Annotated in this window: 21 protein-coding genes, 1 riboswitch and 1 other annotated feature; of the genes, 4 read left to right on the forward strand and 17 right to left on the reverse strand. The window is 31.4% G+C overall.

Annotated elements, in window-relative coordinates:
• Positions 1–7: 7 nt before the first annotated feature.
• From DWX74_RS00880 to DWX74_RS00915, 8 genes are all read right to left on the reverse strand, one after another.
• Positions 8–535, reverse strand: a complete 528-nt coding sequence (locus DWX74_RS00880; RefSeq protein ID WP_118548235.1) for a hypothetical protein — start codon at positions 533–535, stop codon at positions 8–10.
• A 167-nt stretch (positions 536–702) separates the two neighbouring features.
• Positions 703–1,893 carry a coenzyme F420-0:L-glutamate ligase gene (locus DWX74_RS00885; RefSeq protein ID WP_118548237.1) on the reverse strand — a complete coding sequence of 397 codons (1,191 nt, stop codon included), beginning with the start codon at positions 1,891–1,893 and terminating at the stop codon, positions 703–705.
• 131 nt (positions 1,894–2,024) lie between these two features.
• Positions 2,025–2,546 carry a hypothetical protein gene (locus tag DWX74_RS00890; protein ID WP_118548239.1) on the reverse strand — a complete coding sequence of 174 codons (522 nt, stop codon included), beginning with the start codon at positions 2,544–2,546 and terminating at the stop codon, positions 2,025–2,027.
• Between the two features lies 1 nt (position 2,547).
• Positions 2,548–3,051, reverse strand: a complete 504-nt coding sequence (coaD, locus tag DWX74_RS00895) for a pantetheine-phosphate adenylyltransferase (protein ID WP_118548241.1) — start codon at positions 3,049–3,051, stop codon at positions 2,548–2,550.
• Positions 3,044–3,613, reverse strand: coding sequence for a 16S rRNA (guanine(966)-N(2))-methyltransferase RsmD (rsmD, locus tag DWX74_RS00900; RefSeq protein WP_006440042.1), 570 nt, complete (start codon positions 3,611–3,613; stop codon positions 3,044–3,046). The genes coaD and rsmD overlap by 8 nt, the downstream gene beginning before the upstream one ends.
• A gap of 74 nt (positions 3,614–3,687) precedes the next feature.
• Complete coding sequence (gene recG / locus DWX74_RS00905; protein ID WP_330415583.1) at positions 3,688–5,754, reverse strand: ATP-dependent DNA helicase RecG; 2,067 nt, start codon at positions 5,752–5,754, stop codon at positions 3,688–3,690.
• A gap of 102 nt (positions 5,755–5,856) precedes the next feature.
• On the reverse strand, positions 5,857–7,491 hold the full coding sequence (locus DWX74_RS00910) for a DAK2 domain-containing protein (RefSeq protein WP_118548245.1): 1,635 nt from the start codon (positions 7,489–7,491) through the stop codon (positions 5,857–5,859).
• 10 nt (positions 7,492–7,501) lie between these two features.
• Positions 7,502–7,852 carry an Asp23/Gls24 family envelope stress response protein gene (locus DWX74_RS00915; RefSeq protein WP_118548247.1) on the reverse strand — a complete coding sequence of 117 codons (351 nt, stop codon included), beginning with the start codon at positions 7,850–7,852 and terminating at the stop codon, positions 7,502–7,504.
• A 383-nt stretch (positions 7,853–8,235) separates the two neighbouring features.
• Here DWX74_RS00915 and rpmB point away from each other — a divergent pair, with 383 nt between their 5' ends.
• Positions 8,236–8,424 (forward strand): 50S ribosomal protein L28, encoded by a 189-nt coding sequence (rpmB, locus tag DWX74_RS00920; RefSeq protein ID WP_006440038.1) that lies wholly within the window; start codon positions 8,236–8,238, stop codon positions 8,422–8,424.
• 694 nt (positions 8,425–9,118) lie between these two features.
• Here rpmB and pyrR read toward each other — a convergent pair.
• The 5 genes from pyrR to DWX74_RS00945 form a co-directional block, all read right to left on the reverse strand.
• Entirely contained in the window at positions 9,119–9,652 is a 534-nt protein-coding gene (gene pyrR / locus DWX74_RS00925; RefSeq protein WP_118548249.1) for a bifunctional pyr operon transcriptional regulator/uracil phosphoribosyltransferase PyrR, read from the reverse strand.
• Between the two features lie 69 nt (positions 9,653–9,721).
• On the reverse strand, positions 9,722–10,678 hold the full coding sequence (locus DWX74_RS00930) for an RluA family pseudouridine synthase (RefSeq protein ID WP_118548251.1): 957 nt from the start codon (positions 10,676–10,678) through the stop codon (positions 9,722–9,724).
• 29 nt (positions 10,679–10,707) lie between these two features.
• The gene (lspA, locus tag DWX74_RS00935) at positions 10,708–11,160 is read right to left on the reverse strand and encodes a signal peptidase II (protein WP_118548253.1); all 453 of its coding nucleotides are present in this window, start codon (positions 11,158–11,160) and stop codon (positions 10,708–10,710) included.
• 409 nt (positions 11,161–11,569) lie between these two features.
• Positions 11,570–12,571, reverse strand: a complete 1,002-nt coding sequence (gene trpS / locus DWX74_RS00940; RefSeq protein WP_118548255.1) for a tryptophan--tRNA ligase — start codon at positions 12,569–12,571, stop codon at positions 11,570–11,572.
• Positions 12,572–12,619: 48 nt separating this feature from the next.
• Entirely contained in the window at positions 12,620–13,318 is a 699-nt protein-coding gene (locus DWX74_RS00945) for a 5'-methylthioadenosine/adenosylhomocysteine nucleosidase (protein WP_118548257.1), read from the reverse strand.
• A gap of 55 nt (positions 13,319–13,373) precedes the next feature.
• Positions 13,374–13,582, reverse strand: a binding site (T-box leader).
• 185 nt (positions 13,583–13,767) lie between these two features.
• Here DWX74_RS00945 and DWX74_RS00950 point away from each other — a divergent pair.
• The gene (locus tag DWX74_RS00950) at positions 13,768–14,094 is read left to right on the forward strand and encodes a putative heavy metal-binding protein (protein ID WP_118548259.1); all 327 of its coding nucleotides are present in this window, start codon (positions 13,768–13,770) and stop codon (positions 14,092–14,094) included.
• Positions 14,095–14,305: 211 nt separating this feature from the next.
• Here DWX74_RS00950 and DWX74_RS00955 read toward each other — a convergent pair whose 3' ends face one another.
• The gene (locus DWX74_RS00955) at positions 14,306–14,956 is read right to left on the reverse strand and encodes an ECF transporter S component (protein WP_118548261.1); all 651 of its coding nucleotides are present in this window, start codon (positions 14,954–14,956) and stop codon (positions 14,306–14,308) included.
• 181 nt (positions 14,957–15,137) lie between these two features.
• Positions 15,138–15,280, reverse strand: a riboswitch (FMN riboswitch).
• Positions 15,281–15,432: 152 nt separating this feature from the next.
• Between DWX74_RS00955 and DWX74_RS00960 the strand changes: the two genes are divergently transcribed.
• The gene (locus tag DWX74_RS00960) at positions 15,433–15,648 is read left to right on the forward strand and encodes a heavy-metal-associated domain-containing protein (RefSeq protein WP_118548263.1); all 216 of its coding nucleotides are present in this window, start codon (positions 15,433–15,435) and stop codon (positions 15,646–15,648) included.
• A gap of 125 nt (positions 15,649–15,773) precedes the next feature.
• On the opposite strand, the gene DWX74_RS00965 is transcribed toward DWX74_RS00960, so the two are convergent.
• The 3 genes from DWX74_RS00965 to DWX74_RS00975 form a co-directional block, all read right to left on the reverse strand.
• Entirely contained in the window at positions 15,774–16,418 is a 645-nt protein-coding gene (locus DWX74_RS00965) for a cyclase family protein (protein ID WP_118548265.1), read from the reverse strand.
• Positions 16,419–16,567: 149 nt separating this feature from the next.
• Positions 16,568–18,955 (reverse strand): histidine kinase dimerization/phospho-acceptor domain-containing protein, encoded by a 2,388-nt coding sequence (locus DWX74_RS00970; protein WP_147382051.1) that lies wholly within the window; start codon positions 18,953–18,955, stop codon positions 16,568–16,570.
• Positions 18,942–19,661, reverse strand: coding sequence for a response regulator transcription factor (locus DWX74_RS00975; RefSeq protein WP_118548269.1), 720 nt, complete (start codon positions 19,659–19,661; stop codon positions 18,942–18,944). The genes DWX74_RS00970 and DWX74_RS00975 overlap by 14 nt, the downstream gene beginning before the upstream one ends.
• A 310-nt stretch (positions 19,662–19,971) precedes the next feature.
• Here DWX74_RS00975 and DWX74_RS00980 point away from each other — a divergent pair, with 310 nt between their 5' ends.
• Positions 19,972–20,802, forward strand: coding sequence for a histidinol-phosphatase HisJ family protein (locus DWX74_RS00980; RefSeq protein WP_118548271.1), 831 nt, complete (start codon positions 19,972–19,974; stop codon positions 20,800–20,802).
• The last annotated feature ends 32 nt before the right edge of the window (positions 20,803–20,834 follow it).

The following is a 20,834-nucleotide window of genomic DNA, read 5'->3' on the forward strand; positions in this document are numbered from 1 at the left end:
TTTTATATTATTTTTTTATAAAATTAGCCTCGTTACCTAAAGAAATAGTCTGTTTTTCTTTTTCGTCCCCATTTTTATACTCAAACACAAGTTTATGCTGATTTAATAATTTTTTTATACCAGCATTATCAAGACCTTTAGTATATAGTATAAAGTCCTCATCATATTTATACACTCTGTCTATATCATTTTCACTAGATGTAGCATTTCCTGAAACATATCTTTCTATAGAATCTACAGTACCACATTTTCCTTTGAATGTTGGTATAGTCATCTTCATATCAGAATATTTATCACTGTAATTAGTGTAAACTGATATATTTACAACCTTAAACTCATCTCTGTTTATATTTCTACCTAACTGCGGAATTTCTATACTTTTAAATTCTTCTATATTAGGTTTTGCAATATCTACCTCAACCTGTATATTAGGGTCTTTTGCTTCTTCTTCATCAGTTTTTTTACATCCAGTCATTAAAACCGATGAAAATACAATTGTAGAAGCAAGTAAAAGTGCTAATAGCTTCTTTTTCATTTTCTTAACCTCCAACAAATCTTTTTATAAATTCTATTTAAATATTATAACATAAAAACTTTGTTTATATTGCTTATAGGCAAATTTTTCATAAACTATCCATATTTATTAACAAAAAAGAGGCTAATGCAAATTTGCAACAGCCTCTGTGTAATCTAATTATTTGATTAGTTTGTGAAGTTATCGAAGTATCCCTGTATATGTACTATTGGAGTACCTTTATCTCCACTTCCTGAAGTAAGGTCACATAATGAACCTATAAGGTCAGTTAATCTTCTTGGAGTAGTACCCTGAGATACCATTTCTCCTACTAGATCGTTATCTTTATTTTTTATGTATTCAGATATAGCGTCTTTTAATTCATCACCTTTTAAATCAGCGAAATCATTGTCTGCTAAGTATTTTAGTTTAACTTCGTTTGGAGTTCCTTCTAATCCTGAAGTATAAGCTGGAGAAACTACTGGGTCAGCAAGTTCCCATATTTTTCCTACTGGGTCTTTGAAAGCTCCATCTCCGTATACCATAACTTCTACGTTTTTACCAGTTATTTCTTTGAACTGTTTCTGAACTTCTTCAACGAAATCTTTACAATCTCTTGGGAATAATTTTACAGTTTCTTCAGTTGATTTGTTTGTTCCTAGTAATCCGTAGTTTTCATTGAATCCACTTCCGTTTACTGATTTAGTTAATATGTCATCAAGACCTATTACAACTTCAGCTCCTGCTTCTTTTAATATTCTCTTAGTTCTTTTTCTTGTGTGTATATCACAAGTTAAAACATTTTTAGTGTAGTTTAATATAACTTTTGGGTTATTAGCGAATATAACTTCTACTTCAGCTCCTGCTTCTCTTATTAATGAAGCATAGTAATCTACATAGTCAACACCTGTGAATGTGTGTTTATTTTCTCCAAATAATTCTCTATATTTTTCAAGAGTAAGTACATCTGAGTATGGGTTAACACCTTTTTCATCAAGAAGTTCTATATCAACTAAATGATTTCCAACTTCATCAGATGGGTAGCTTAGCATAAGAACTACTTTTTTAGCTCCTCTAGCTATACCTTTTAAGCATATAGCGAATCTATTTCTACTTAATATAGGGAATATAACACCTATTGTTTCTCCACCTAACTGAGCTTTTACATCTTCAGCTATATCATCTATTTTTGCATAGTTACCCTGTGCTCTAGCTACTATTGCTTCTGTAACAGCTACAACGTCTTTATCTCTCATTTCATAATTTTCGCTTTTAGCTGCATCTAATACAGATTCTACTACTATTGTTGCTAGATCGTCTCCTTCTCTTATGATTGGAGCTCTTACTCCTCTAGAAATTGTTCCTACTTTTCTCTCCATATTGGTATCACCTTTCTTTATATAAATTAATTGGTTTTAACAAATTTATCGCAAAATTTTATATCTATTAATAAACAATCCTTAACTAGTATATAAAAAAATTAGGTTAATGGCAAATATTTTTTTGATTTTTACTTAAATTCTTCGCGATTTTTTCTAATTTCGTCTAAAATAGTGACTATATGCTCTTCAACTTCAGATAAAAGTTCGTCAGCATACTCAGCAGTACCAACTTTTATTTCTTCAGAAACAGCTTTTGCATTGCTGATTATTTTCTGTGCTTTTTCTTCTGCTTCTAAAACAGGTTTGCTGCTATTTATATAATCGTTTACAGCATCTTCTGTATCTAGTCTTATTTCTTCAGCCTCAGCCTTAGCTTCCTCTATTATTTCTACTGCTTTCTTTTCAGCATCGTCTAACATTTCCTGAGCTTCAGCTATTGCTCTGTTCATTATATCTTTACTTTCTTCGGCTACACTCTTGGCCTGTTCTAATTCTCTTGGAAGAGCTCTTTTTATATCGCTTATTATATCTAGTGCATCCTGTCTTTCTATACTACACTTGTGAGAATTAAACGGTACTGAAGAAGCCTCCTGAATAAGAAACTCTAATTCTTTTATAAGGTCTATTATGTGTGAATCTTCTATATGCATACTATATCTCCTTTTTATTCATCTTAATTTTTAATTCTTTTAGTACCTGCTCTGGAACCAAATTCTGTATATCTGCTCCAAAAGATAGTACCTCTTTTATAAGTGAAGAGCTTATGAAAGAAAATTTAGTATTGCTTGGAAGGAAAATAGTTTCTATAGATGAATCTAGTTCTCTATTCATATGAGCCATCTGTAATTCGTAGTCTACATCTGCAGCACTTCTTATTCCTCTGACTAATGCATCTATTCCATTCTGCTCGCAATATTTTACAAGTAACCCATCAAACGAGATTACTTTTACATTGTCTAAGTCAGATGTACAGTCCTCTATTAATTTTATTCTCTCTTCTAAAGTAAATAATGCCTTTTTATTAGGATTTATTAATATCCCTACTTGAAGCTCTCCAAAAAGTTTTGATGCCCTTCTTATAATATCTAAATGACCATTTGTAATAGGGTCAAAACTACCAGCAAAAATAGCTTTTTTCACATTGCATTTATTCATCGCTATCCTCCACACTTAGCTTATAAAAACTAAGTACTGTTATTCCATATTTTTTTTCCTTTACCTTGACTATATTTCCTATCTCGTCTGGTAGCTCATCTTTTTTGTCATGCTCTACCACAATCACTCCATCCTCAGAAAGTATCTGGTTCTTATCTATTCTTTCTATACAGTCTACAAAAAGTCCTTCATAATATGGCGGATCTAGCATAATTATATCAAATTCTTGTTTTTTAATACCCATATCCGATATAACATTTTTATAATCCTTATTTATTACTGTACTTTCCCGCTCAACTCTAGCTTTTTTTATATTAGACTGAATTATCTTTATACTTTCCTTACTCAAATCTGAAAATACGCAATGTTCAGCCCCTCTAGATAGACACTCTATCCCAAGCGAACCCGATCCTGCAAAAAGGTCTAAAACATTTGCATCCATCACGTATGAATTTATTATATTAAAAAGTGATTCTTTTACTCTATCAGTTGTAGGTCTTACACTCTGATCTTTAGGTGGATTAAGTTTCAATCCCCTAGCTTTTCCAGAAATAACTCTCACGTTTTTCTCCTTTCAATTCAAATTATCATATCTATTATTATATCATATAGTAACTACTATTGTATTGATATAAATTAATTCATAGTTATATCTTTTTCTATTTTATCTTTAAATTTAGATTCTATTTCTCTTTTCAATCCTCTATATTCTTTAAAATCTAAAGTAGAATCTTCTCCAATTATAATTCTAGCCTCTTGCTGCACAGTCTTTAGTATTTTCATATGCTTAAATAAATTTGCAACTTTAAGTTCTGGAACACCGTGCTGCATAGTTCCAAAAAATTCTCCAGGACCTCTTATCTCTAAGTCTTTCTCAGAAATTTTAAATCCATCGTTAGTTTCTTCCATTATGCTCATTCTTTTTCTACAAACTTCACTATTTGATCCATAGATTAAAACACAATAAGATTGATGTTTTCCTCTACCAACACGTCCTCTAAGCTGATGTAACTGCGCAAGTCCAAATCTCTCTGCGTTTTCTATAATCATAAGAGTTGAGTTTGGCACATTTACCCCAACCTCTATAACCGTCGTTGACACAAGGATATCTAATTCGTGGTTTTTAAATGCTGTCATAATAGCATCTTTTTCAGATGGTTTCATCTTTCCATGAAGTAGCCCAACTCTTAAATCCGGGAAGAAATCTCTTTTTATTTCTTCAGCAGTTTCTGTAGCAGAAGTTATATCTAAAGTTTCACTTTCCTCCACAAGTGGACAGACTATATAAACCTGTCGTCCCTTGTCTACCTCTCTTCTGACAAGTGAGTTGTACACCTTATCTCTTTTTTTCTTTTCTACAGCTATTGTTTCTATAGGCTGTCTTCCTGGTGGAAGCTCGTCTATTATAGAAATATCCAAATCTCCATAAAGTATTAGCGCAAGAGTTCTCGGAATTGGAGTTGCTGTCATAACAAGTATATCTGGACTTTCACCTTTAGAAGATAATTTTCCTCTCTGTCTAACCCCAAAACGATGCTGCTCATCGGTTATAACAAGTCCAATATTCTTAAACTCTACATTATCTTCAATAAGTGCATGAGTCCCTATAAGAATATCTATCTCTCCATCTTTAGCCCTCTGTAATATACCTTCCTTTTGTTTTTTTGTAACACTTCCTGTTAATAGCTCTACATTTATTCCAATATCTTCAAACGTTTCTGTAAACGACTCATAATGCTGTTGTGCAAGTATCTCAGTTGGAGCCATAAGTGCACCTTGATATCCATTAAACACACACTCAGCAAGTGCAAGAAGTGCGACAACTGTCTTACCACTTCCGACATCTCCCTGTACAAGTCTATTCATAACTTTTTCTGAGCACATATCGTCAATTATTTCATTTAAAGCTTTATTCTGAGCTCTTGTAAGGCTAAATGGCAATGACTTAAGCACCTCATCTAATCTCTGATTTCTTTTGAACAATATACCTTTTTCATCGCTACTTCCACCCTTGTACATAAACAGTCCAAGCTGTAGCACCAATAATTCTTCAAAAATTAATCTGTATAGAGCAATTTTTAAAGACTCTTTATCTTTTGGAAAATGAATATTTTTAATTGCATATTCTATTCCACACAATCTATATTTCTTTAAAAGATATTCTGGCATATACTCTGGTATTTTTATATCCTTATTCTCAAATACCATCCTAACCGTATTCATAATATCTTTATTTGTAACACCATAGCTAAGTGGATAAACTGGCACTAACTTTCCTATATTTTTAGGTGATGCGGATAGATATTCTAGTTCACACGAATTAAGCTCTACAAATCTTCCATTTTTCTTTACCTTTCCAAATGCTAGTATACTATCTCCTACTCTAAAAGTATTTTTTATATACTCCTTATTGAAAAAAGTAAGCTTTGCAAATCCTGTATCGTCTTTTACATCTATTCTAGTTATAGTCATTCCCTTTTTGGGTGTATAGCTCTCTATATTTGTTATAAGTGCCTTTACAGTCACTTTTTCTTCATCTTCAAGCTGAGCAATTTTTTTGATTATGCTTCTATCTTCAAACTGTCTTGGAAAATAATAAAGTAGATCCTTTATCGTATAAATTCCAAGTTTATTCAATTTTTCTGCTTTTTTAGGACCTATTCCCTTAACATACTGTATGCTCTCATTTATTACTCCGAACAAATTTATCACCTGCCTAAATTTTTATTCTTCTTAGAGCAAAAATAAATCAAAAAAATCCTGTACAACATATATCTCAGTCATACAGGATTGATTTACTTATTTTTATTCAACTGATATTAGGTAGTAGTAAAGAGGCTGTCCACCGTAGTAAAGTTCTACATCTATGTCCTCGAATTTTTCTTCTAATTCTCCTCTTAACTCTTCAGCCTGTTCTTCTGTAACATCTTCACCGTAGAATAATGTTATTATAGCTGAATCTTCATCAACTAATTTTTCTACTAGTTTCTTTGCTACTTCATCAACTTCGTCACCAGCTGCAATCATTTCTTTTTCAGCAATACCGATTATATTACCTTCTCTTATTTCTATTCCATTCATTACAGTATCTCTAACTGCAAAAGTAACCTGTCCTGATTTTACATAGCTTAATGCTTCTACCATGTTAGCTTCATTTTCTTCAGCTGTAGCTTCTGGATTAAATCCAACAAGTGCACTTACAGCCTGTGGAATATTTTTAGTAGGTATTACTATTATATTTTTATCGCTAAGTTCTTTAGCCTGATTAGCTGCCATTATTATATTGCTATTGTTTGGTAATATGAATATATTTTTAGCATGTATTTTATCTATTGCTTTCATGAAATCTTCAGTACTTGGGTTCATAGTCTGTCCACCTTCGATTACATGATCAACACCAAAATCTTTAAATATGCTAGCTAATCCATCACCCATAGAAGTAGATATGAATGCAAATTCTTTTTCTTCTACTGGTTCTTCGTATTCAGCATTTTCTGCAACACCTTCAAGTATATTTTCATGCTGCATTCTCATATTTTCTATTTTTATTGTTAGTAACTGTCCGTATTTTAATGCTTCCTGAAGTACGTTACCTGGTTCGTTAGTATGAACGTGTACTTTTATAACACCTTCATCTCCAACTACTGCTAAACTATCTCCATATCCTAGCATTATATCTCTTATTCCAGCATCATCTATTTTATCTGATTCTAATATAAATTCAGTACAGTATCCGAATTTTATATCTTCAGTAGATGTAGTATCTGCTGATGATAGAGATACATTTTTAAGTTCTGTTTTTTCTGCTGTTGCTGGAACTACTGCTTTTCCAACTATTGCAAGATAGAACCCTTCTAATATAAGTGTTAACCCTTTACCACCTGAGTCTACAACTCCAGCGTCTTTAAGGTTTTTAAGTAGGTTAGGAGTATTTTCTAATGATACATTAGCTTCTCTAACTACTTTTCCTAAGAATTTTTCAATATTATTTTCTCTCTTAGCTAATTTAACCGCATATTCAGCAGTTTCTCTTATAACTGTTAGTATAGTACCTTCTACTGGTTTTATAACAGCTTTGTAAGCAGTATCTGAACCACCTTTTAAAGCTTTTGCTAAATCTACAGTTGAAAGTTTATCCTTACCTTCAACAGATTTTCCTATACCTCTGATTATCTGTGATAATATAACCCCAGAGTTACCTCTAGCACCCATTAAAGATCCTTTAGATAACGCCTTTGCTATTTTAGTTATATCGTCTTCTCCTACTTTTTCTAATTCCTTCATTGCATAAGATATAGTAAGTGACATATTTGTACCAGTATCTCCATCTGGAACTGGGAATACATTTAATTTATCTACTAAATCTTTACTATTCTGAAGATTATTAGCACCCGAAACAAACATTTCTCTGAATGCTTTGGCTTTTATATATTCGGTCATTTTTTTCCTCCTATTTTACTCTTATACCCTGTACATTTATATCTATTTTAGTTACTTTAACTCCGATTAATTTTTCGACTGTGTATTTTATCTTATCTATTATATTGTTAGCAACTGTAGATATATTGATTCCATACTGCATTATTACGAAAAGTTCTATTTCGACAGTATTATCTTCAGTTTCTTCTACTTTTACACCTTTTGTCGCATTTTCACCCTTTAAAAGTTCAACTATTCCTTTAGTTCTTGATGCAAGTCCAACTAGCCCATAACTTTCCATAGCTGCTCTATATGCAACCTGTGCTATTACATGCTTATCTATTTCTATACATCCGTATTCATTTGTTATTTTTGCGGTCATGGTTCTGAACCCCCTCTTAAAAGTTTTTTGCCAATTTAATTTTATCCTCGGCAATAAATACATAAAGTATCTATTTTCTAGTCGATATAAACAATATGATACTATAATCTGGTTATAATTTAAACCTATATAGCATATAATAATCTAACTTTAACAATAATATCAAGTCTTTTTATCAAATAAACTTTTTTATTTTTACAAATTAGAAAACTTTTTGTTTACATTATCAGCATTTATATATATAATTTTATATGATAAATAGATATTCTTCAATATCTTCAAAAGAAATATATTTTTTTCTTGCAAAACTTTGTTGTTTATGATATTATAAATATGTTTTTAGTCTTTAAATAGTTATTTATTTTTTAAGGAGGTGCACGGTAATGTCAAGAGTATGTAGCGTATGTGGTAAAGGTAAACATTCAGGAAACACAGTATCACACTCAAATAAACACAACAAAAGAACTTGGTCTGCAAACTTAAGAACTGTTAGAGTTGTAGAGAACGGAACTCCAAAAAGAGTTAAAGTTTGTACAAGATGCCTACGTTCTGGAAAAGTTGAAAGAGCTTAATTAAAATTTTGTTCGTGAGATCAAAGGTCTACCAAAAGGTAGACCTTTTTTTATTGCTTAATATATGGAAAAGAGTGAAGAAATATGTCATTTCCGCTCCAGGCTTCGACGTGCGTGTAAGGAAAGTGTTTCGTTGTAATTAAAACCCACGTCTGCAGATTGTCGCTGGCTCTGACATATTTCTTCACTCTTTCACATTATTAACTCCCTAAAAATGCGGAAATAAGTATTTATATTCTTCTCATCTTTTATAAATAATACGAAACAATGAATTAATATATATCTAAGTAACTTACTTACAAATTTACAACATTTCTCTCATTTCCCTCGCTTAGAAAGCTGTTAGCAATAATTTTACAACAAGGTATTTTTATTGCTCAGTCTTCTATAAAATCACTTACTTATAAAGAGTGGTATAAATCAAAATTTACAAGTCTATTGATATTATGTAGCATATGAGTTATATAGACAAAACTTTTTCGACAATCTGGAGACGCGTATTTTAGAAGCACCAAACCTATTTTTCGCTCACGCGTCGAAGCTGGAGAAAAGTTTGTCTATATCTCATATGCTTCGCATAGTAACAAATGGTGGCAAATTTTGATTTAGCCACACTTTTATCAAGAAAGAGATTTTTTATAGTAGATTAGGCAAAAAAATAGCTGTTGCAAATTATTGCAACAGCTCCAAATTTTTATTCATTGATTGTTACTGAGTCTTCTCCATCAATTTCTGATAGTTTTACAGATATAAATTCATTTTTTGATGTCGGTACGTTTTTTCCTACGTAATCAGCTCTTATTGGTAGTTCTCTGTGTCCTCTGTCAACAAGTACAGCAAGCTGTATTGCTTTAGGTCTACCATTGTCTATTATATAGTCTAACGCTGCTCTTACAGTTCTTCCTGTATAAAGAACATCATCTATAAGTACAACAGTTTTTTTGTCTATGTCAAAAGAAGTATTGTCGTCGCTTAAGTTACCTTCTACTCTTCTTTCACTTATATCATCTCTGTATCTACTTATATCTATATCGCCAACTGGTAGCAATTTACCTTCTATTTCTTCTATTTTTAGCTGCACTCTCTTAGCTAGAGGAATTCCTCTAGTCTTTACCCCAACAAGAACAAGGTCTTCTATCCCCTTATTTTTTTCTATTATTTCATGACTTATTCTAGTTATAGCCCTCGCCATAGCTTTTTCATCCATTAACTGAGCCTTTTCTATCATATCAAACTCTCCATTCCGAAAATATTTAATCAAATAATTTCACTTAAATATTAATACCTTATATTTGTATTATTTTCTTAATTTTTCCAACAGCTTCTGGAAATAATCCGGTAGCTCTGAATCAAACTCTATGTATTCCTTTGTCGTAGGATGTATAAATCCTAATTTTTTAGCATGAAGTGCCTGACCATTTAATTTTATCTTTGAATTTTTAGGTCCGTACACTGGATCCCCTACAAGTGGATGATTAATAGACATAGCATGTACTCTTATCTGATGAGTTCTTCCTGTTTCAAGTCTAGCTCTGACGTGCGTATATCCATTAAATCTTTCAATCACTTCAAAATGAGTCACAGCTCTTTTCCCATTTGGAACGATAGCCATCTTTAATCTATCCTTAGGATTTCTTCCTATTGGCCTATCAACTGTAACATTATCTTCTTTAAATACACCATAACAGATAAATTCATACTCTCTTGTTATAGAGTGATCCTTTAGCTGCTCAGCAAGACAATTATGTGCATTGTTGTTTTTTGCAATCATAAGTATCCCAGAAGTGTCCTTATCAATTCTATGTACTATCCCAGGTCTTATAACACCGTTTATAGAAGAAAGATTTCCTTTACAATGATATAAAATAGCGTTAACCAAAGTCCCCTCGTAGTTTCCAGGCGCAGGATGAACTACCATCCCCTGAGGTTTATTTACTATTATAATATCATCATCCTCATATACAATTTCTATTGGTATATCCTGTGGTACAACCTCCAACACCTTGGGTTTTGGAATTTCTATCACAATCTTATCTTCCTCTTTTACAAGATACTTAGCTTTTTCAATTTTTCCGTTTACAGTTACCTTTTTATCTTTTATTATCTTCTGAATATAGCTCCTAGACATATCGACGAATTGGTCCGCAAGATAAACATCTAGTCTATCCCCTTCCTCGTCTTCTTCGACTAAAAATTCTCTAATCTCCTCGCAACTAACATCAGATAATTTTTCTTCATTTATATTATCTAACATCTTACCTCCTATTAAACACAGTTTCTAATTTACTCCTTCAAATCCGAATACTTCCATATATAGAAGCACAACAATATTGTTCCACATACAACAAGAATATCGGCAAAATTAAAAACATACTGCCAAATTATTCTAAAATCAAAATAATCCACAACAAATCCCAGTCTAAGTCTGTCTATTAAATTACCTATTGCCCCAGAAACAATCATTATAATAGACGCTTTCCCAATTATGTTTATTTTTTCCTTATTCTTATGTAGCCAATAAAGTCCGATTACTGTAGCAAGTCCAGCTATTATCACAAATATAATCTGGTTATTCTGAAGCATTCCAAATGCTGCTCCTCTATTTTCTACATAAGTTAGATGAAACACACCATCTATAACAGGTATACTTCTTTTTTCTTTAAGTACATTTAAAACACCGTACTTTATCGCCTGGTCAATACCTATCAAAATGGCAATTATTACCTCATATATCAAAAAACCACCCCTATTTTTATTTATTATACTTTCATACATAGTTATACATATTCTATTATATCACAATAGCATATTACTTTATTATTTGTTTTTTACATTTGACATTGATTTTTTTATAACATTTTCTTGATAATTTCTTGACACTTTTATAATTAAATTGTATAATTTATTTATAGATTGAAAATAACAGATTAACCTAAATATAATATAAATTGTTAATCTTTGATTCTACTTTCCCCAAAAGTAGTAATAACCTTACCCTTTTGATGAGCTTCGATGGCTCATTTTTTTTTACGCAAATTTATTTTTACAAAAAACTATGTACAAAAATAAGGACTTGATTCGGTTAAAAATTTTAATCGAAAACAAGTCCTCTTTTTACTATTAAAATATTAAATTCGTCAAATTATTAATATTTTCTTTCTAAGAAACCAACTTTTTTGTATACTTTTCTAAGAGTTTTTCTAGCTTTTGCTTCTGCTTTTTTAGCTCCTTCACAGTATATTTTTTCAAGATATTCTTTATCCTCTAAAAGTGCTAGATATTTCTGTCTCATAGGCTCTAATACGCTTATTATAACTTCAGCAGTATCTGCTTTAAATTCTCCGTATCCTTTACCTTCGTACATTTTTACTATCTCATCTATTGATTTTCCTGATAAAGCTGAGTATATATCAAGAAGATTTTTTATACCTGGCTGTTCTGGTGAATATCTTACCACACCTTCAGAGTCAGTCACGCATTTTTTAATTTTTCTTCTTATTGTATCTGGATCATCTTCAAGAAGTATAAATCCATTTACATTTTCATCAGATTTACTCATTTTTTTAGTAGGATCCTGTAAGCTCATTACTCTTGCTGCTTCTTTTGGATAATATCCTTCTGGTATTTTGAATGTATCTGAATATCTATTGTTAAATCTATTTGCTAAATCTCTAGCTAATTCAAGGTGCTGTTTCTGGTCATCACCAACAGGTACTAAATCTGTCTGGTAAAGAAGTATATCAGCTGCCATTAAAACAGGATATGTAAATAGACCTGCATTTAAGTTAGCTTCAGATTTCCGCGCTTTATCCTTGAACTGAGTCATTCTGTTTAACTCACCCATGTATGTCATTGTATTTAATACCCACATTAATTCAAGATGTTCTTTAACATGTGACTGTATAAATATAATATTTTTTTCTGGATCTAGTCCACAAGCTATATACTGAGCTAATAATTTTTTAGCATTTTCTCTAAGAACTTTTGGCTCCTGAGGAACTGTTATAGCGTGTAAATCTACAACACTAAATAAACATTCGTATTCGTCCTGAAGTTTTGTCCAGTTTTTTATCGCACCTAGGTAGTTACCTAATGTCATTTTTCCTGATGGCTGAGCACCACTAAATATTACCTTTTTTTCGCTCATTGTAATCCCTCTTTCTATTTTAGACTTATATATTTTCAAATTTTAAAATTATATTGTTTCAAGCATATCCATAACTATATTTGCTGAAGTAATAGCAGCTTTTTTAGAGAATTCTTCAAAAGTAACATCTGCACTTCCGTCAGCTTTATCAGACATAGCTCTTATTATAACGTATGGAGTTTTGTTTAAGTAGCAAACATGAGCCATTGCAGCTCCTTCCATTTCACAGCAGAATCCACCGAAGTCGTTTACTAATTCGTTTTTAGTTTCCATATCTGCAACGAATAAATCTCCAGTAGCTATTCTACCTTTCATAACATTATGCCCTTTATTTTCTTTAACAGCTGCTTCAAATGCTGCATTTATTAATCTTTCGTCAGCTTTAAATTCTGAGCAATCCATTCTTGGTATAGTACCTTTTGGATCACCAAATGCTGATGCATCCATATCGTATTCTATTGCATCTGTTGAAATTACTATATCATTTACGTCTAATTCGTCATTTAATGCACCTGCAACACCTATATTAACAAGAGCTTCTGCACCGAATTCGCTTATTAATATCTGAGTACACATAGCAGAATTTACTTTCCCAACTCCACATTTAACAACTATTACGTCTTTTCCTCTTAATTTTCCAACGTAGAACTCAAGTCCTGCTTTATCTACTTTTTCTTCTAATTCTATTTTTTCAAGAAGTAATGCTACTTCTTCTTCCATTGCACCTATTATTCCTATCTTGTTCATAATATCCTCCTAAAATTAATTTTTCCAATAAAAAAAACGCCCTCGTGTTAAAAAACACTAGGACGATATTACCGCGGTACCACCTAAATTATACACTTATCGTGTATCTCTCTTCTGCGTAACGTGCAGTGACGGTTCGGCTACTATAATTCACCTATCTCCTCGTGGACCCATTCACCGAATCTATTTATGCTACAATCTCAGCTACTTGCAACTCTCTGTATCAAACTCAACTCGACTACTCTCTCCAGTCTTAGAATTTACAATTTAAAATTTTCTATATTTTTATCATACAAGCAATCTTTTTTTATGTCAAGAAAATAAATTTAAATTTTATCTAAATTTCCAAAGGAATTTTCTTTTTTCCATAGAATATATAAATAAACCAAAATTCATATAAATTGGTTAAAAATCAAAATAAATTTTACCTACAAAAGGGGGTCAAGATTATGATAATAACTACAACACCATCAATAGAAGGATACAAAATAGTTGAGTATAAAGGAATAACTTACGGAGAAGTTGTTTCAGGGGTTAACTTCTTCAAAGACTTTGCAGCTGGATTATCTAATATATTCGGTGGAAGATCAAATTCTTATGAAGACGAATTAAAAAATGCCAGAGAAAAAGCTCTTGAAGAATTAGAAGGTAGAGCAGCTGCAAAAGGTGCAAACGCAGTTGTTGGAGTTGACACAGACTATGAAGTACTAGGTGCTGACAATGGAATGCTAATGGTAACAGTATCTGGGACAGCAGTAGTAATAGAAAGAATATAATGAAAAATGGGCTGTTGCAATATTTTGCAGCAGTCCTTTTGCGTGGTGTCAAGAGTTAATCGACTCGACAATCTACAGACATGAGTTTTAATTACAACAAAACATTTTACCCACACGCACGTCGAAGCCTGGAGAGGAGATTATTCTTGATGCTACGCATAAGAAAGGACTGTTACAAAATATGCAACAGCCCACATTATATATACTCAAATTAAATTATTCCTTTCATTGCTAGTACTAGCATTACACATGTTACTATTACTAATACCGCTACAGCCATTACACCTGGATGTACTATCATTTTTGGTGCATCTTTAGATTCTGATTTTAGAACAGTTCTTCTAAGTGCAGAAACTATTGGTTTATATATTAATAAAATTATCGCTGAGTCTATTCCACCTTTTATTAGGTTAAATGGCATTATCGCTGGAACTAAAAGTTTTACAACTTCTGCTCTTGGAATTCCCATATATATTGGTGTTACTAAGTAGTTCCATAACATCATAACAACTGTAAGAAGTATTGTACCGCTTACTAAACCTATTATAGAACCTCTTAAAGTTCTATCTTTTTTGTATATAAAAGCTGCAGTACAAGAAAACGCACATATTGAAATTATATTCATTACAAGCCCTATTATACCGTCTTCACTTATAGTTAAAAATTCTATAAACGCTGTTACTACTGCCACCATCAACGACATGAATGGTCCCCAAATAAATCCACCTATTGTTATAATTACGTTCTTTGGATCATATTCTAAGAATAATACCATTGGTATTCTTATAAATAATACCGCTGCAAATGCCAGTGCACTTAGCATTGCCACCCTTGTCATTGTTTTTGTCTTGCTTTCCATCATCTTTCATCACTCCTAAAATTTAAAATAAAAAACACCTGATAGACTAAGTGCCTTTCAGGTGTTGTAACTCTCTATTAAAAAAATATATCTTGATTATTAGTATGTAAAATATATCCTAAATAAATAGGATTTAAAAATTCACATCATAAAAAATCTAGCTCAATTAAATAGATTATTATTAACACATCTTCTCTCATCCAGACTATACTGTCGGTTTTGGAATTTCACCAAATCCTGAATTGAACTTCTGCCAATTCCTGCGTTTAAAAAACGCTCGCGGACTATACCGCCGGTCGGGAATCTCACCCTGCCCTGAAGACATCTTAACTAATTCAGTTGTCTATTATTAAATTATCACAAATAAAAAATAAAAGCAATACCATATTGACATTATATTCTAACAATAATATAATCAAACTATAGAGAATATACCCCCACTAGGTATATAAGATATCAAAATTTCTGGAGGAAATATTATGAAAAAGATAATAAAAATAGATGGCATGGGATGCCAGCATTGTGTAAATAGAATAACTGAAGCACTTTCTGCTATAGATGGTGTTGATGTGTTAGAAGTTAGCTTAGAAGACAAAACTGCAACTGTTTATGTTGAAGAATCAGTTGCTGATGAAGTTTTAATGGATGCTATAGACGAAGAAGGTTTTGAACCTATAGAATGTTTCTTAGCATAATATAATTTTGCTCACCAATTTAATAATCATAAAAAAAGAGCTTTTATCTCCCCATACAAGATAAAGCTCTTTTTTACTGCTCATAATTCATGATTTACTGTACATAATTCAAACTAAAAATATCTCTATTCAAACCAAGCAATTGCTCTAACTGGAGCACCATCACTATTTTCTATTTTTAAAGGACAACAACTAAATTTAAAAATCTCCTCTCCACAGAGCTCAAGATTTTTTAGATTCTCAATATTTACAATATCCTTATCTTTAAACAACTTCTTATGTCTAGAAAGATTTTCATCTAAAACAGGATCTATCCCTATAGTATCAAATCCAATTCCTTTATAATTTCCATTAACCACATAATCTAAAACATTGTCATTTACACAAGGATAATCGCCAAAATATTTATCAGTTCCCCAATATTTATCCCAGCCAGTATTAAATAATAAGAAATCAACTTCCTCAGCTTTTTTACCATATTTTAAAATACAATCTAGTGTAATATCCTCACCTTCATTTAAATCTCTACAATTTATCACAAGTCCTTTTCCCACAAATTGACTTGCAGGAAACTCATCTAAAGTAGTTCTGTCTGGATATATATGTGCAGGTGGATCCATGTGAGTCCCTACATGAGAATATATACTAATAGAAGTTTCCCTAAAACCATCTTTTTCATAATTACTTGTGTTAATTAACTTTGGCATTTCTGTACCTGGAAAAACTGTCATCTCTTCTTTTATTGTATAAGTTAAATCTATTACTTTCATAATATTCACCTCTTAGTACTCTATCTTGCTTATTATTTTAATTATATCATATACAAAATTTTTAATTATATAATAAAAAGTAGGATGAACAAATTATCTCTCAAAACTCATCACTTATTCGATAATCGTCATCCTACTTTTCTAAAAAACTATACTTCCTTACTTTCCTGCTTCTTATCTTCTTTCTTTAAATTTCTCTCATTCTTAAAAGTAAGCACTACCTTAAATAAATCTCCATCTGAGCTTACCTTCATCTTACCGTCCTGAAGCTCTGTGAAGCTCTTAGCTATTGCAAGCCCAAGTCCACTTCCCTCAGTATTTCTCGATTTATCCCCTCTAACAAATCTTTCTGTTAGATTTTCAACATCGCAGTTTAATTCCTCTGCTGAAATATTCTTAAACTCTATCTCTGTATTTTCTGCATCTCTCTTAACATTTATGTATACTCTAGTGTATGGCATTGAGTATTTTGATATATTAGATATTAGATTTGAGAATATGCGGAAAGTTCTCATACTATCTAATTCTAGTATCACCTTTTCTTCTGGGAAATTCCCCTTAACCTCTAAGTGAGCTGCATTCAATTTATCCTCAAGCTCTACTAAAGTCTGTTTTATTAAAGATACAACATCCACCTTCATAGGGTTCATTGTAACATTTCCACTTGTAGCCTTACTTACTTCAAATAAGTCTTCAATAAGAAATTTTAATCTATTTGATTTTTTATCTATAGTATCAAGATATTTCTGTCTTTCTTCTTCTGTTATTCCCTCTTTTTTAAGAAGGTCTACATAAGTGATTATTGAAGTAAGTGGAGTTTTTAAATCGTGTGAAACATTAGTTATAAGCTCTGTTTTCATCTTCTGGCTCTTAACTTCTTCACTAACCGCTGCACTAAATCCTTTTTCGATATTTTCTAGGTTTTCTTTTATAGGATTGAATACTCCTAAATCCTCTTCTGGAACTGATCCAAAATCGCCATTTGCTATATCTTCAGTTATTGTTTCTAGCTTGTTGTAGTCTTCTAATACTTTGCCAAATTTTTTCTTAATTAATCCGTAAAGTATCACTGAATATATTGCTCCTGTGATTATACCAAATCCCCAAATTGAAGAGCATATTGTTATTGCTAGGAAGTTTACTCCTAATGCTGCTAATATGAATTTTTCATATCCATCTTTTAAATCTAGATTATTCATCCAACTAAAGAACTTTTTAACCTTTGAAATCATCCATTTCACAACTCTAACTGTTATGCAAGAATTGAATATTACTTTTCTATCGCCCTTAGCAATCATATCTCTTAAATATATACCACCCATTAAGCATAGTGCAAATAATATCATCCAATATCCTAAATTTCCTATCACTACTCCCCATGAAGCTGTAGTTGCTGATATAGGAACCATTTGCATAAGTATATTTGCCAATGAATCTGATGTACTAACATCTATAACCTGTATTGGATTTATCACAGTTGCAAACGCCGAAGATATTAAAAATACAAGTATCACTATCACTTCTATCGGAACTTTTATCACACTGCTCATTGCAAATACATCATTTCTTATGCTATTAGGTAAAACAAATCCTAATAAAGCATATACGCACATTATTATAATAGCTACCATTGCTATCTGATTTAATGTATGCATCTTATCCCCTGAAAGAAGATAATAAATTCCATTGTAATTATATCTGCTTGAATTATATGGATTAGATAATATAGTGAATGCATCTCTTTTTGTTAGCCCTATTGTAAAAATCGCGTCTTTTATAGGAGGTAATTTATAACTTAAAGGACCTCCACCGCTATTATTGTGTAAATTTTGACTTCTTACCTTCCAGTCTGAAGTTGTTCCTAACATAGCACTTTCGCATTTATTTATATCTATTCCGTGTAAAGTTTTGAAGCTGTAGTTTCCGTCTTTATCAAAATCTAAAACCATGTAGAATAAATATTTATCCAATATTTCTTCTGTTTTAGCACTACCTTCTTCATTTAACTGACCTAATGCCATTTTTCTGATAAGATCTAATTCATTTTTTTCATTTCCAATGTCCTTTTTGTTTGTTTTGTCATAAACATTATACTTGATAGGTTTATTGGCTGCATTTAAAGCTATTTCCGAATACTCCATATCATTTCCAAACGCTTCATTAAAGTCCTCTATTATATCTTCTTTTTTTAGTATTACATCTCCATCGTCATTCATTTCATCTGTTAATTCTTCTGGTGTACCTAAGTCTATGTCTATGTTTCCAAAGGCACTTTTAATATTTTCTTCTGTTAAAAATAAATCTGAAGGTTTATCTACATTCCCCTCACTACTCTTCAATTTCCAGTACATTGGATATATCTGATCTAAAAAATAACCAGCTGCATTTTCAGTATTTAAAATCTGGTCTTCTATTTTTAAATTATCCGTCATTTTTCTGTATGTGCTCATAACACCAAACGCACTTGCAAACAAAATAACTAATACGACTAAATTGGCTACTATTTTCTTTGATTTATCGTCCTTAAATTTTTTCAATTTTGTATCCAACTCCCCACACCACCTTTAAGTATCTTGGATTTTTCGGATCCAATTCTATTTTTTCTCTTATATTTCTTACATGTACCATTACAGTATCTGTGTTTATTGCAGCCTCATTCCAAACTCTTTCGTAAATTTCTTCTGCTGGAAATACTCTGCCAGGATTTTTTATAAGTAATCCTAAAATCTTAAATTCTATTGGAGTCAGCCTTACTGGATTTCCGTCAACAGAAACCTCTTTTGTATCGTCATTTAACTCAAGCCCTCCTATTGTGTATATATTTTCATTCACAGCTTCATCTTCTATTGAACTTGCCTTTTGAATGTTCATATATTTTGTGTATCTTCTTAGCTGAGAATTTACTCTAGCTAAAAGTTCAAGCGGTTTGAAAGGTTTTGTAACGTAATCGTCTGCTCCTATGTTTAGTCCCATTATCTTATCTACTTCTTCAGATTTTGCTGAAAGCATTATTATCGGGAAATTGTGATTTTCTCTAGCTTTCATAGTGAATGTTATTCCGTCCATTACAGGCATCATTATATCCACGATTGCTAAATGTATTTCTTCATTTTCTAAAACCTTAAGGCCTTCCATTCCGTTGAAAGCCTTAAAAACATTGTATCCCTGATTTAATAAATATATTTCAACTGCTTCTGCTATTTCTTTTTCATCTTCAACTACTAATATGTTATATGCGTTCATAATATTTCTCCTTTGTCGTATAATTTCTACTCTTTAATTATACAACAGTATGCAGTTATTAGATGAAATTTTATTATTACTATAATTTTTATTAATATAAATAGATAATGGCTTTTTTAATTTTTTCTTTTCAGTCCTTTCCATCTCTCAAACTTCCTTTCTCTCTTTTGTTAATTATATTGTATTGAATAATTTTAAAGATAGACTTTGTATAATTTTAAAGAATTTCTTAAGAGTTTCTATATATTGAATTTAGTTTTGTCGGTGATATAATTAAAAGTATAACTACAGAAAAAAAGGGGGCGTTTTTATGTTTTGCGATTACCATACTCATACAGTATTTAGCGACGATTCAAATTATCCAATGGAGGAATGTGTAAAAGATGCAATTTCTCTCAGAATTAAAGAAATTTGTTTTACAGATCATGTAGATTACGGTGTTAAATACGATTTAAAAGATTTAAAACCAGAAGAAGTTGAAGGTAAGGTTTTAAATGTCGATTTTGAAAAATATTTTCCAGAGATAGAAAGAGTTAAAGAGCTTTATAAAGACAAGATATCTATAAAAACTGGGCTTGAATTTGGTGTTCAAAAGCACACAATTCCACAATACGAGGAGTTATTTAAAAAATATCCTTTTGATTTTATCATAATGTCTGTTCACGAAATAGACAATAAAGAACTTTGGAATCATAGTTTCCAGGACGGAAAAACTGAGGCGGAATATTATAGCCTATACTTCGAAAATATATACTATCTTGTTCAGAATTTCCATAACTACTCTGTTTTAGGTCATTTAGATTTATTAAAAAGATATGACGAAAAAGATGGATACAACCCTTTTATAGAGAATAAAGAGATTATAACTAAGATTTTAAAATACATTATAGCTGATGGAAAAGGCCTAGAATTGAATACTTCTACTAAAAAATATCACTTAGATGACTTAATGCCTTCAAGAGATATTCTTAGATTGTATTTAGAATTAGGTGGGGAAATCCTGACTATCGGCAGCGATTCTCACTGTAAAAAAGATCTTTGCAATTCTCACATAGAAGAACTAAAACAAGAACTTCGAGAAATAGGTTTTAAGAAATTCTGCACATTCGAAAAAATGCAGCCTACATTCCACGAATTATAAAATTAATCTGCTATTATATAAATAGTGTTATT

This window comes from Peptoclostridium sp. AF21-18, assembly GCF_003478825.1.
In the GTDB taxonomy this organism is placed as follows: Bacteria; Bacillota; Clostridia; order Peptostreptococcales; family Peptostreptococcaceae; genus Peptacetobacter.